12 protein-coding genes are annotated in these 14,012 nt (G+C 46.0%); 11 read left to right on the plus strand and 1 reads right to left on the minus strand.

Annotation, left to right across the window (positions count from 1 at the left end; all coding sequences use genetic code 11):
* Positions 1-281 precede the first annotated feature (281 nt).
* The 11 genes from purH to QFZ81_RS00325 all read left to right on the plus strand — a co-directional run bounded on the left by purH (position 282) and on the right by QFZ81_RS00325 (position 13,857).
* Entirely contained in the window at positions 282-1,829 is a 1,548-nt protein-coding gene (gene purH, locus QFZ81_RS00275) for a bifunctional phosphoribosylaminoimidazolecarboxamide formyltransferase/IMP cyclohydrolase (protein WP_307435056.1), read from the plus strand.
* Positions 1,830-1,896: 67 nt separating this feature from the next.
* On the plus strand, positions 1,897-3,156 hold the full coding sequence (gene purD, locus QFZ81_RS00280; RefSeq protein ID WP_307600859.1) for a phosphoribosylamine--glycine ligase: 1,260 nt from the start codon (positions 1,897-1,899) through the stop codon (positions 3,154-3,156).
* 139 nt (positions 3,157-3,295) lie between these two features.
* Positions 3,296-5,032, plus strand: coding sequence for a sensor histidine kinase (locus tag QFZ81_RS00285; protein ID WP_307435054.1), 1,737 nt, complete (start codon positions 3,296-3,298; stop codon positions 5,030-5,032).
* Entirely contained in the window at positions 5,029-5,814 is a 786-nt protein-coding gene (locus QFZ81_RS00290) for a response regulator transcription factor (protein ID WP_307600861.1), read from the plus strand. Before QFZ81_RS00285 ends, QFZ81_RS00290 begins: the two co-directional genes overlap by 4 nt.
* A 185-nt stretch (positions 5,815-5,999) precedes the next feature.
* Positions 6,000-7,112, plus strand: coding sequence for an extracellular solute-binding protein (locus QFZ81_RS00295; protein ID WP_307600863.1), 1,113 nt, complete (start codon positions 6,000-6,002; stop codon positions 7,110-7,112).
* Positions 7,099-7,647, plus strand: coding sequence for a hypothetical protein (locus QFZ81_RS00300; RefSeq protein WP_307600865.1), 549 nt, complete (start codon positions 7,099-7,101; stop codon positions 7,645-7,647). Before QFZ81_RS00295 ends, QFZ81_RS00300 begins: the two co-directional genes overlap by 14 nt.
* Before the next feature lie 93 nt (positions 7,648-7,740).
* Positions 7,741-8,631, plus strand: coding sequence for an ABC transporter permease (locus QFZ81_RS00305; RefSeq protein ID WP_307600867.1), 891 nt, complete (start codon positions 7,741-7,743; stop codon positions 8,629-8,631).
* Positions 8,632-8,649: 18 nt separating this feature from the next.
* Entirely contained in the window at positions 8,650-9,537 is an 888-nt protein-coding gene (locus QFZ81_RS00310; RefSeq protein WP_307600869.1) for a carbohydrate ABC transporter permease, read from the plus strand.
* Positions 9,538-9,574: 37 nt separating this feature from the next.
* Positions 9,575-10,354 carry an endonuclease/exonuclease/phosphatase family protein gene (locus QFZ81_RS00315; RefSeq protein WP_307600871.1) on the plus strand — a complete coding sequence of 260 codons (780 nt, stop codon included), beginning with the start codon at positions 9,575-9,577 and terminating at the stop codon, positions 10,352-10,354.
* A 27-nt stretch (positions 10,355-10,381) separates the two neighbouring features.
* Positions 10,382-11,668: a CehA/McbA family metallohydrolase gene (locus QFZ81_RS00320; protein WP_307600873.1), complete on the plus strand. Its 1,287-nt coding sequence runs from the start codon at positions 10,382-10,384 to the stop codon at positions 11,666-11,668.
* Positions 11,669-11,808: 140 nt separating this feature from the next.
* On the plus strand, positions 11,809-13,857 hold the full coding sequence (locus QFZ81_RS00325) for a methyl-accepting chemotaxis protein (RefSeq protein WP_307435037.1): 2,049 nt from the start codon (positions 11,809-11,811) through the stop codon (positions 13,855-13,857).
* Between the two features lie 20 nt (positions 13,858-13,877).
* Here the strand turns inward: QFZ81_RS00325 and QFZ81_RS00330 are convergent, their stop codons facing one another.
* The gene (locus QFZ81_RS00330) at positions 13,878-14,006 is read right to left on the minus strand and encodes a hypothetical protein (RefSeq protein ID WP_307435032.1); all 129 of its coding nucleotides are present in this window, start codon (positions 14,004-14,006) and stop codon (positions 13,878-13,880) included.
* Positions 14,007-14,012: the final 6 nt, after the last annotated feature.

Raw genomic sequence — 14,012 nt, forward strand, 5'->3', positions numbered from 1 at the left:
GGTCGTGAGACGACCAAAAACGCACTCTCAGCGGCCGAAAGCGGCTGTTCAGCCCGACCAGCTCGCTGAGAAGTCCGAAAAGGCCTTCTCGGCAGCAGTAAGGGACCAGCTTGGTCGTGAGACGACAAAGAACGCACTCTCAGCAGCAGTAATGGACCAACTTGGTCGTGAGACGACCAAAAACGCACTTTCAGCCGCGGCGGGCTGGCGCTTCTGCGGTAACAACTAGCTTTTAAAGTAATCATCTAACATACAAAATCAATTTTCTGGGAGGAAGCATAGTGGCAATCAAAAGAGCACTAATCAGCGTTTTCGATAAGACGGGAATTGTTGAATTCGCGAGCGAGCTGTCGAAGCTGGGCGTTGAGATCATTTCTACGGGCGGTACGCTTAGTTTGTTGAAGGATAAAGGGGTGCCGGTGATCGGTATTTCCGAGGTTACAGGGTTTCCGGAGATCATGGATGGCCGCGTCAAAACGCTTCATCCGAATGTTCACGGCGGACTACTAGCAGTTCGTGACAACGTGGAGCACCAAGAGAGCATGAAGAAGCTCGGTTTGGAGTATATTGATCTGGTTGTCGTGAATTTGTATCCTTTTGCTGAAACGATTGCGAAGCCTGATGTGACTTACGAAGATGCGATTGAGAACATCGATATCGGTGGACCGACTATGCTTCGTTCCGCAGCTAAGAATCATGCGTTCGTTTCCGTTATCGTGGATACAACCGACTATGCGAAGGTGCTGGAAGAAGTGCAAGAGACTGGCGACACAACGCTGGAAACGCGCAAACGTCTAGCTGCCAAAGTGTTCCGTCACACTGGAGCTTACGATGCGTTGATTGGTGACTACTTGACTGGCCTGCAAGGCGAGCCTTACCCAGAGCGCTATACAGTGACTTATGAGAAAATGCAGGAGCTTCGTTACGGAGAGAACCCGCATCAAAGCGCGGCTTTCTATCGCAAGCCGAATGCGGCTGCTGGCAACATTACAACAGCTGAACAGTTACACGGTAAAGAACTATCGTACAATAATATTAACGACGCTAATACTGCGCTTCAGATTGTCAAAGAATTCAGCGAGCCTGCGGTTGTAGCCGTTAAGCACATGAATCCTTGCGGGGTAGGTATCGGTACAAACGTACTAGAGGCTTACACGAAAGCGTACAATGCAGACCCGACTTCCATCTTCGGTGGAATCGTTGCTGCGAACCGTGCGGTTGACGAAGCAACAGCGCAGCTGCTGCATGAGATTTTCCTGGAAATCGTCATTGCGCCTGATTTTACACCGGAAGCGCTCGAGATCCTTTCTAAAAAGAAAAACATTCGCCTACTCAAAGTAAGCGGCTTAGATACAGTAGCTGGTCGCAAAGCGGAGCCAGTGATTACAACGGTTGAAGGCGGCATGCTCGTACAAGCTAGCGATGCTTACCAGCTAACCGAAGCTGACTTGAAAGTCGTTTCCGAACGTCAACCGACGGCTGAAGAGATGAAACAATTACTTTTCGCATGGAAAGTAGTTAAGCACGTTAAATCTAACGCAATCGTACTCGTTGCAGACGATATGACGGTTGGCGTGGGCGCTGGTCAAATGAACCGCGTTGGCGCGGCCAAAATCGCCATTGAGCAAGCTGGCGACAAGGCGAAAGGCTCCGTCCTTTCTTCCGATGCGTTCTTCCCAATGGGTGACACGCTTGAAATGGCAGCAAAAGCGGGAATCACAGCGGTGATTCAACCGGGCGGCTCCATTAAAGACGAAGAATCCATCCGCGTAGCGAACGAAAATGGCATTGCGATGGTCATGACAGGCGTTCGTCACTTTAAACACTAAAACAATTGAGAATGCTCACGATCATTAACAGGACCGTGGGCATTCCCCATGAGAGGGGTTACCTAGGATGCGTGTATTAGTTATTGGACGAGGCGGGCGTGAGCACGCGATTGTATGGGCACTCAGCAAAAGCCCGAAGATCAGCAAATTGTTCTGCGCACCGGGGAACGGCGGGATTGCTGGTTTGGCGGAATGTGTGCCGATTACGGAACTGCAATTCGAGGAGATCAGTACATTTGCGAAGGAGCAGGCGATTGACCTCGTGATGGTAGCACCTGATGATCCATTAGCAGCAGGTTTGGTTGACCATTTGGAGTCCAAAGGTATCGAGGCTTTCGGACCTCGCGCGAATGCGGCGATTATTGAGGGCAGCAAGGTGTTTATGAAGGAGCTATTGAAGAAATACAGTATCCCTACGGCAGCTTACGAGTCTTTCGACGCTTATGAGCCAGCGCTTGCATACTTGCGCAGTCAGTCGGCGCCAATTGTTATTAAAGCGGACGGCTTAGCTGCTGGAAAAGGTGTTACCGTTGCGCAAACGATGGAGGAGGCGGAAGCCGCGCTTCGCGATATTATGGTGGATCAAGTGTTTGGCAAATCCGGAGCCAGCGTGGTGATTGAGGAGTTCCTAACGGGGCAAGAGATGTCACTGCTAGCTTTTGTCGATGGGGCCACGGTTCGTCTTATGGTGCCTTCGCAGGATCATAAACCTGTTTTTGATAACGATAAAGGGCCAAATACTGGCGGAATGGGTACGTACTCCCCGCTGCCGCATATCCCAGAGTCGATTGTACAGGAAGCGCTTGTGAACATCGTTCAACCTACAGCTGATGCGATGGTAAAAGAAGGCCGTCCATTCAAGGGCGTACTTTATGCCGGTTTGATTTTGACCCCGAATGGCGTGAAAACCATTGAGTTTAACGCACGTTTCGGTGATCCAGAGACGCAGGTTATTTTGCCTCGCCTCAAGACTGACCTTCTTGATATTTTCTTAGCTATCAACAACGGAACTTTGGCTGAACAGCCGATCGAGTGGAGCGAGGAAGCGGCAGTTTGTGTGATTGTAGCTTCACCAGGCTACCCAGGTCCTTACCCGAAAGGGTTGCCGATCACTGGGCTTAATCAAGTGCAAGACTCGCTAGTGTTCCACGCGGGGACAGCCATCGAGAACGGCCAAATTGTCACCAATGGCGGACGCGTTCTTGGAATCACAGGTCTTGGCAAAGATATCATTGAAGCTCGCCAGAAAGCATATGCGGATGCGGATCGGATTCATTTTGACGGGAAGCATTACCGTACGGATATCGCTATGAAAGCTTTGAAATAGCTTAAACTTATAAAGCACAGCCTTTTGTTCATCAAAGGGTTGTGCTTTTTCATTTTTCTCAATTAATTGACCGTTGTAAGCGTTTTATATGTTAGGTATACTAGGCAATGTTAGGAAGTTAGCAAAGTGAGGCTGAATCATGACAATACTTAAAATTAGGGGTTTACATCCGAAGCCGCATTCGTTGAAATATCGTCTAATCCTGATCCTGTTTATCAGCTCACTCGCACCCTTAATTCTTATTGGGAGTATTTCTTATTTCTCTATGTATGCGATTTTACAAAATAAAGCAGAGGGCGGGGTCCAAAGTAATTTGCATCAAGTAAGGCTATTGCTTGAAGATACGCTCGGACAGTTAAATCACACTTCTCAGCAGCTCGCCTTTGACGGGAGGGTTGGCAAAAGTCTAGAGAACTATTTATCAGCTGATCTATATGAGAAGAAAAGATTGAACGACGAGATCAGAAGCGAGTTAGGCTTGATTCATTTTACGAACCCGACCCTTGGATTAATGTTTTATTACTTTGAGAAAGACAAGCAACTATTATTTGAGAATTTTAACGTTCGGGACGATTACGACCTTAAGCAGCTACCTGTACTTATTAAATTCGATAAACTTACTTATATGGGACCGCATCTTTCTTTAAACCCGATCGACGGCAATGAAGTGCTGTCCATCCTGCGCAAAGTCGAGCTGCCGGATCGTGACGATGTATATGTCTATATCGAAACTAACTTTAAATTGGCCGAAAGCATACTCAAAGATAACGAACAATTCGGCGGCAACTTGGTACATCTTATCGTTGATAATCTTGGCCAAATTGTTTATAGCGAGAATTCCACTGATTTTCCTGTGGGCATGCTGCATAATGCCAATAACCAATCGAATAAAGACATTTCGGGCAAATATATGATGTTTGAGGAGACCAGCAATCAATCTTGGAAGGTGTTGGCCGCTGTCCCCAAATCGGTATACAACCTCGAAGTAAATAGGTGGATCAAGCAGTTCACCTTTTTTGCCATCTTAACGCTTATAGCAAGTTTCTTCATTGCCTGGTTGATTTGGCGAACGGTATACCGTCCGCTCAAGCTGCTGAGTACGGATATTCGCAATGTAAAAAGTAACAACGAGGTTTTCCCGAGAAGACAATCTCAGATCTTGGAGTTTGCGGTTATTTATAAAGAGTTCGCAGAAATGAGAAGCCGAATCTTCGAATTAATCGGCGAGGTGGAGCAGAAGGAGCAAAGCAAGGCATATCTCGAAGTCGAGAAATTAATGACGCAAATCAATCCACACTTCATTCACAATACGCTCGATACTATTCGCTGGCTGGCTCGTGCCAATGGGCAGAAGGATATTGACCGCTTGGTTTCTACGTTGAATAAAGTGCTCTATTATAATCTCGGTAAAGGCGGGCCTGCTCGAATTAAAGATGAGATTGAGGCTTTGAAAAATTATGTTGAGCTGCAGGGCATCCGTTATAACTTTCAATTTGATGTGAAAATCCATGCCGATTCCGAGGCGCTTGAGCTGCCGGTTCCAAGGTTCATTCTACAGCCGCTTGTTGAAAATGCGTTGTATCACGGCTTGGAGGATAAAGGTATTATCGAGGTCAGTGTCATAGAAGACGGTGACTCGCATGTCATTATTGAAGTTAGAGACAATGGAGACGGGATGACAGAGGAAGAAATCGTTCAATTAATGAGCGAGAACACGTTAGAGAAAAAGAAGGTAGGTATGGGAATCGGGCTGCAATATGTAAACCGTATGGTGAAGTTCCAATTCGGAGAAGCCGCGAGTTTTCATATTAAAAGCACAATCGGCTCAGGGACGACGATCATACTTCGTCTTCCAATAGGAGGTGTACTCGGATGATAAAAGTTATGGTTGTGGACGATGATCACTTGGTGCGTAAAGGCTTCATCGCGATGATGCCTTGGCGTGAGCATAATCTAGAGGTTGTAGGAGAAGCCGGTAACGGCAAAAAAGCGTTGGAGTTTCTGGAGAATAATCAAGTGGACTTGCTCATTACCGACTTAGCGATGCCTGTTATGTCAGGTATAGATTTGATGAGGTGTGTGAAAGAACGGTATCGGGATATTAGCATGGTCGTATTAACGTTTCATCAGGATTTTGAACTGATTCAGGAAGCGCTTCGCCTAGGGGCGCTGGATTATATGACCAAGGTCGAGCTTGAACATGAGCAGATGGACGAAATTTTAAGAAGAATTGTAGGTAAAATGCAGGAGCAGCATGTACGAACAAGGGAAACGAAAGTAGAGATCCAGGGCACTCCTGCGTTTGCCGAAGAGGATGAAGGACCGTATTCGCAGGAAGTGAAAGCAAGTATTTGGAAGGCAGTAGACATTATTCATCAAGAATTTCAAAATGAGCTTCTTCTGCCGGACATCGCAAAAAGGGTGAATATGAGTCGCAGCTATTTCAGCCGCTGTTTTCGGGATATTGCCGGGAAAACATTTAACGATTATATCCGGGAAGTGCGGGTGAATCACGCGAAAATACTGCTTAGTCAAACAGGGAAAACGATTGGTTGGATCGCCACGCAGGCTGGGTATCCGAATGAAAAATATTTTGGCAAAGTATTCCGGGAGTTGACGGGGATGCTGCCTGGTGAGTTTCGCAAGAGCCAGAGATAAATTCGGGCTTTTACAAAACGACAGTGACACAAATCGTCTCCAATGAAGTACACTTTCGTCTCCTAAACGTTCCCAGGATGCCAATTAGGAGACGATTTGCTCCTAAACGTAAGACATTAACTGACCCGAATGCCTCTCATTTTCTTTAAGATGTAAGTGAAGGGTAATTAATGAGGAGGGGCAATATGAAAAAGAAAAAAGCTCTAATTTCTATGATTGCATTGGTTGTTCTCATGTCGGCATGTTCAAGCAACAGCGGAGGGACCAGCAAGGACGGCGGCGGGCAAGCTGCAGATCCGAGCGTTAAGGTGGACCCGTTTAAAATGCCGAATCCGATTGAAGTGACCACCTTCAAAAGCTTGAGCCCAGGCGCAAAGTTACCTGCCGGCGATACAGTAGAAAGCAATCAGTACATGAAATATATCTCGGAAAAAACAAATATCAACTTTAAAATCTTATGGTATGCAGCTTCACAGGACTATGAGCAAAAGATGAAACTGGCCATCGCGAGCAACGATCTGCCCGATGTTATGCTTGTAAATGAGCAAATCTTCCTTACCCTCGCCGAAGCCGGACAGATTGAGGACTTAAGCAAAGTGTATGACAAATATGCTTCCCCATTAGCTAAGGAATTGTATGCATCAACGAACAACAAAGCGATTGAGAAAGCAACTTATAAAGGTAAATTGATGGGTATTCCGAATATTAGCGTGCAAGCGGATGCTGCAAGTATGGCGTGGGTACGCAAGGACTGGATGGATAAATTGGGACTTCAGCCGCCAAAGTCGATTAACGATGTCGCTGCGATCGCCAAAGCTTTCGTAGAGAAAGATCCAGACGGTAGTGGCAAAGCGGATACAATTGGAATCGCCGGTTTCGAGAAAGCTTTAACTGTAAGCGGTAAAGCGCAACGAGGTGACTTTAAAGGTATTTTCCAGGCGTTCGGTGCTTATCCTTCCAACTGGGTCAAGGATAGCTCCGGCAAGATTGCTTATGCTTCGATACTTCCTGAAACGAAGCAAGCACTCGGCAAGCTGCGTGACATGTATGCAGCAGGTGCAATTGATAAGGAATTTGCTTTGCGCAAAGATCCGAACGAGAATATCGTATCCGGCAAAGCGGGTATGTTCTTCGGACCCTGGTGGTCCGGCGGGTTGGCTGCTGATGCTATGAAGCTCAATCCGAAGGCTGATTTCGTGCCTTATTTGATCCCTGATGCCAAAGGGACTGTGAACACGATGATGGTGCCAGTAAGTACACAGTTTATTGTTGTGAAGGAAAGGGATGAAGAATCCTGAAGCGGCTATGATTTACGCGAACACGTTTATCAATGCTCAGCGTAAAGTAGATCCTGACGCATTGAAATTAGACTTCACGGTAAGCGCAGAGTACTGGCCGATCGGAAATTCCACCTACGATTATGCGGATGCTGTGGAGAGAAAGTCCGATACATTGAAAAAGGCGATGAGCGGACAAATCAAGCCTGAAGAGCTGAATCCTGAAATGAAAGAATTGCATGCAAAGGCAACTCGCGATAAAGCCAATCCGAAAGCAGATCTGAAAGATTGGTCAGGATATTTCGGGTATACCGTTCCAGCAGATTTGCTGAAGATGAACATGAATAAGGTGTACAGCGAATTTACAGCAAATACGAAAACGATGGAAAGAAAATGGGTTAATCTACAAAAATTGGAGAATGAAACTTTCTTCGGCATCGTAATGGGCGAGAAGCCCCTTGATTCGTTTGATAAGTTCGTTACCGATTGGAAAGCACAAGGCGGCGACGAAATCACGAAAGAAGTAACGGATGAAATCAGCAAGTCCAAAAAGTAACGTGTTAATGAAAAGAGCGCATCACCTAACCGAATGGTGGTGCGCTCTTTCTACCATCAAAAACGGATAAGTTTGAACAGAGGTGTATCGTTCATGAACATAAAATCGTTCTATAAACACTACCATTTGATGATCCTGCCGGGTATCGTGCTTCTCATTATTTTTCATCTCGTGCCGATGTTCGGAATCGCGATTGCGTTCCAAGATTTCAAAATCGGATTGGGAATATGGGACTCTCCATGGATTGGCTTCGAAAATTTTACGTACATGTTTCAACTGAGAGATAGTAAAGTGATTTTCTTTAATACGGTATTTATTGCCGTGTGTAAAATTATAGCGCACCTTATTATTCCGCTTACATTCGCTATTTTGCTCAATGAGATTAGATTCAGGATATTCAAAAGATGGGTGCAGACGGTTGTATACCTGCCTCATTTTATTTCATGGGTTATCTTGGCTGGTGTTGTGATGGATATGCTGTCGTTAGACGGTATTATCAACAATATGTTGAAAGCGTTAGGTTTTGAGCCGATTATGTTTATGGCCAAAAACAGCTTGTTTCCTGGCATTGTCGTTAGTACGGACATTTGGAAGGAATTCGGATTTGCTGCCATTATTTATTTAGCCGCACTTGCTGGCATTAATCCTTCCCTCTATGAAGCGGCCGAAATGGACGGAGCTGCTAGATTGAAACAATTGTATTATATTACGCTGCCGAGCTTGGTTCCTACTGTTATTTTGCTGGCTACTCTGAGCATAGGCAATATTTTGAATGCAGGTTTTGATCAAATTTTCAATTTGTATAATCCTCTTGTCTACGAATCAGGTGATATTATCGATACGTATGTGTACCGGGTAGGACTTGTGCAGGCTCAGTATGGTTTAGCCACGGCCGTCGGTTTGTTGAAATCAGCGATCGGTTTCATTCTCATCTTTATTTCGTACAGAGTTGCCTATACGTATGCGAATTACAGAATTTTCTAATGAAGCAGGTGAATGCCAGTGGTACGCAATAAAACAATTTCGGCTCGTATAGCCGAAGCAGCTCTAATCTTGGTGATGCTAGTCATCTCAGCCATGTCGCTTGCGCCTATTGTGCACGTGTTCTCTGTCTCTTTTAGCGACAACGCGGCAGCGGCAGGGGGATTCGTTAAGTTTTGGCCAGTTGGCTTTTCTTTGGAATCGTATCGCAAAATTATGGAAGAACCGCATTTTTTCAATGCGTTTTTAGTTTCTGTCAAACGGGTTTTGCTGGGCGGGGGAATCAATTTTGTATTGACCGTTATGATGGCTTACCCGTTGTCGAGAAGCAGCAAGGAATTCCCATACCGGAACGTTTATATGTGGTTCATGCTGTTTACGATGCTGTTCAGTGGCGGAATTATTCCGTTATATTTGACCGTCAAGGCATTAGGGATGTTTAACACCATGTGGGCTCTTGTGCTGCCGGGTGCGGTGCCGGTTTTTAATGTTATTTTGTTAATGAACTTCTTCCGGAACTTGCCGAAGGAGCTGAGCGACGCGGGTTACATGGACGGTGCAGGACCTTGGTATATGATGGTAAAAGTCTATCTGCCGCTTTCGCTGCCAGCGATGGCTACTGTCACTTTATTCAGTATTGTCGGTCACTGGAATTCGTTCTTTGACGGCATGATCTTTATGCGCAGTGCAGAATATTATCCGCTGCAAACGTATATTCAGCAGCTCGTCGTCAACCAGAACGCATTGTTGGAGCTTGATTCGACGAAGCTTGAGTTACTAATGAAAGTATCGGATAAGACACTCAACGCTGCCAAAATCGTAGTTTCGATGGTGCCGATTCTTATCGTTTATCCATTTCTGCAAAAGTATTTTATACATGGCATCATGCTCGGTTCTGTAAAAGAATAGTCAAAGAAGAGGTGCATATACGATGGAGTGGAAGGTCATGACTTTCAATTTGCGATACAATGAGCCGAAGGATGGGGACAACGCATGGCCTCATCGTGTGAGGCGCGTTTCCCATACAATCCAAGAGCACGACCCTATTCTTGTTGGCACGCAGGAAGGCTATTATGACATGCTGACCGAGCTTCATGGGGAGCTGGAAGCATACAATTGGATCGGCATGGGTCGATTTGGCGAACACGAAAATGAGCATTGCGCTATTTTTTATAAGAAGGATGAGCTTGAGGTGCTGGAGGAAGGTCATTTCTGGCTTTCGGAAACACCAGAAGTAACGGCATCCAAAAGCTGGGACAGCATGTTCCCTAGAATGTGCACGTGGGTTCGATTCCTGGACAAACACAGTCAGAAAGCATTTATCGTGTACAACACCCATTTGGATCATCACAGTAAAGAAGCTAGAGAAAATGGCGTTAAAGTGATTTGGGATTATATTCGTTCGCACAAGTCCGAGCTTTCTTTACCCGTTATTTTAATGGGGGACATGAACAGCCATCCAAGCTATCCGCCTATCCGTTATTTGAGAGGGGAATTTGGTGGAGAAGGTCCGAACGGCTGGCTGAAAGACGCTTATAACGCTATGGAAGGAAATGTGGGCCGAACTGCGCATGACTTCAAAGGTGGAGCAGACGAGGCGCCAATTGATTATATTTTCGTATCTCCCGAGGTGGAACTGCTGGAAACGATAGTCGATAGAAGGCAAATTGAAGGGGGCTACCCGTCGGATCATTATCCGATTGTTGCTTCTTTGCGCTTTTCTTAAAACATAGCAGATCAAGGAGAGCGACAAATGAAACATGTGGAAAGATTACGTTCAGTTACGACAATTACGAAAAAAATTACTCATTCTGAGCAAAGCACCTATATCGAAGTGCCTTTTGAAATGCCCGAGCATGTTGAGGAAATTGTGGTCACTTATGTGATCGAATCACACGGCGAACAGAAGGCCGTAATCGACTTAGGCCTGAGGGACACTAGCAGAGTGAGAGGCTGGAGCGGAGGAGCGCGCAAAGCATTTCGACTCGGAAAGGAACAATCAACTCCCGGCTATTTATCGGGTGACTTAACACCGGGAAACTGGGCGGTTCTGCATAACGCCTACAAGGTACCGAGCAAAGGTTGTTCAGTTACCATTACCATCGAATTTCTTTATAAGACACCTCGCTGGCTGAAAGGCGATCTACATACGCACAGCGTGAACAGCGACGGCACTTTTACACTGGAAGAGAATGCAGCAAGGATGGAGGAACTCGGCTGCGATTTCATCGCCATGACGGATCACAATACAGTCAGCCAGAACATGACCTATCCGCGCCATACAAGCGTTGTCATGATACCGGGGATGGAGTTTACAACGAATTTCGGACACAGTAATTTCCTGGGCGTTACCGATCCGATCCGAGATTTTCGGGTGAAGAGTCAGGAAGACGTCAACGCCAAGATTGCCGAAGCCCGTGCTAACGGAGCCAAAATCGTGATCAATCATCCGCACTGCGAGTATTGCCCGTGGGACTGGGATTTGGGTGTAGATCACGACTGGGTAGAAGTATGGAATGGCCCCTTTACGGAGCGGAATGTTAGAACGTTGAATTGGTGGCATAGTCAACTCGTCTCTGGCAGAAGGCTTGTTGCTGTTGGCGGCAGCGATACCCATCGACCGGATCCGTACGTCAAGCATGCGATGCCATGTACATGGGTGTACGCTTCTGAAAAAACCGTGGATGGCATTTTGAGCGCCATAGGGCTGGGTCATGTGGTGATTACTTATGCGCCAAACGGGCCTTTTGTGGAGCTGAACTGCGGCTCTTATCGGGTTGGCGACATTGTTCCAGCAGGAGAGAGGAGCAGAGAAGTTAGTTTGCAAGCCGAGGATTTGAAGGCCGGAGATAAGATCAAACTGTTCAGCAACATCAGATTGGAAAAGGAAGTACTAGTGTCCTTAGACGGGGGGCTTACCATCCATTTTGACGCACAGGGAACAACGTTTGTACGTGCTGAAGTGTGGCGGCATTTCGATGTGGTCAACATGACGCTTATGGCTGCGTTAACGAACCCAATTTATTTTGACAGTAAATAGTTTGGAAGCAGAAACACAACCTTTTGTATGTTAAAAGGCTGTGTTTTTTAATGTCGAAAATAAGAGGTTTTTGTCGAAAAAACACAGAATTTTCTAGTGATAATCTATAATCCTAGAGATAAGTGGGGGCGATGAAGATAATGAAGCTAAAAAGTATTCAAAGTAAATTTATGCTGCTGCTTGTTCCTCTAATTGTTGTTACTCTGTTTGGCATCGTCGCGTTCGCGTATGTTAAGAGCAAAGGGTTGATTAATAACGAGATTGGGCTCAAGATGCAGCAGCAGCTAGAAAGTGTGACCAGCAGCATTAATGGAAAGCTTGTTGCGCATCGTAAAGTGGGAGAAGTGGTTGCCAGGACGGTTGAGTTTGCACCTAACCAGTTGACTTTGGACAACTATAATAAAATACTAAGTAGTGATTTGTCCACGAGTGAAGATACATTTGGTTTAGGAATTTTCTTTGAACCGTTCAAGTACAATGCCAAAACGAAATATTTTTCGACTTACGCATTCCGCGAAGGTGACAAAATTAGCTTAACCCAAGACTATAACGCAGCCGATTACGATTATCCGCACTGGGATTGGTACAAAGTGGCTCAGGATACCAAGCAGTCGTTTGCGTACTCTGATCCTTACTATGACGAACCGACGAAAGTCACCATGGTGACAGCGAGCGTGCCAGTCTATGATCAAAAAAAGCAGTTTCTCGCTGTTGTCACCGGCGATTTTAACTTAGCTCGCTTGCAAAAGCTTGTTGAAGAAACGAAGGTAGGCCGCACAGGCTGGGCGTTCATGGTCGATGCCAAAGGGAACTATCTAGATCTGCCGGATAAGTCCAAGGTGATGAAGGTCAGTATGGATAAGGACCCGAACCCGTCGATAAGTGCGCTGGCGCCAACGCTGCTTTCCCAGCCAAATGGCCAGTCCACCATGACAGATGACAAGGGAATTAATCGTATTTATTATCAAAAAATACCGGAAACCGGCTGGACGATTGCGCTCGTTATGCCAGAGAAAGAGCTGCTAGAGCCTATGAAGAAGCTTGTCGTTTCTTTGAGCATAGGAGGTCTGATCGCGCTGGTTATCATGGTGCTTGTGATTATTTTATTCAGTCGATACCTTATTAACCAAATACGAAGAGCTAAAGTGATGGCGGGTCGCATTGCGGAAGGTGATTTAACGCAGCATATGGAAGTGAAAACAAGTGACGAACTAGGACAAATGGGGCATTCCTTCAATGAAATGATTCAGAGGCTTCGTACGATGCTTGGATCTATTTCGATGCACACGCACACAGTTGCCTCTATGTCCGAGCAATTATCGGCTAGCGCAGAGGAAACTTCGAGAGCGACAGAGCAAATTGCAGATTCCATCCAGCAAGTCGCTTCAAGCGCAGATGAACAAAGTCATATGAATGATACGTCGAAAAAGACGGTCACCGATATCGCCAAGCGGCTTGTATCGATTGTGGATGGCGTTAAGAAGGTAAATGATTCAACAGAAAAAACGGCTGAGACAGCTGAAAAAGGGAACAGAGCCGTAGGCGAGGTAACGGAGCAAATGAAGCTCATTCATCGCAATATGGAGCAATCGTCCATGATTGTAGATGAGCTCAGCGGGAAATCGCTGCAAATCGGGGAAACGATCACGTTGATTACATCGTTATCCAGTCAGACGAACTTGTTAGCGCTCAATGCCTCGATTGAAGCAGCGCGAGCTGGCGAGCACGGTAAGGGCTTCGCCGTTGTTGCAACCGAAGTACGCAAGCTGGCCGAACAATCAGCAACAGCAGCGGACCGTATTCGCAGTTTGATCGGTGACATCCAATCTGAAATCAACAGTGCGGTAGATTCCATGAATAAGGGAACTCAGGCGGTCAATGATGGAACCTTAATGAGCGAAAGTGCGAAGGCGGCATTTCTGGCTATTCTCCAAGCGGTGGAGGATGTTTTTGGACATGTGAAAGAAGTGTCTCAATCGGCTGTCCTCATTCAATCCGACTCGAAACACATGGTTGAGGTTGTCGAGCAAATTTGTGCCATTTCCAGTAAATCGCTAGAAAGCACACACAGCATAGCCGCAGCTGCTGAACAGCAGCTTGCTTCCATGGAAGAAGTTAGCGCAGCTTCCCAATCGTTGTCTAAAATGGCTGACGAGCTCCAAGAGGTCGTCAAAGTATTTAAGGTATAATAAGTATAGACAGTCCGGAGTTATTTGTCATCGGTTCCCCTGATATACTTGTCCTTGTTTTTGTAAACATACCAAAAGGCAACGAGTACACCAACGATTAAAGCAATCGATAACCAGTGGTGAGAAATGTAGCTCCAGAGGGTATTCATGTGAGT

Origin of the sequence: Paenibacillus sp. V4I9, assembly GCF_030817295.1 — a bacterium.
Lineage (GTDB): Bacteria > Bacillota > Bacilli > Paenibacillales > NBRC-103111 > Paenibacillus_E.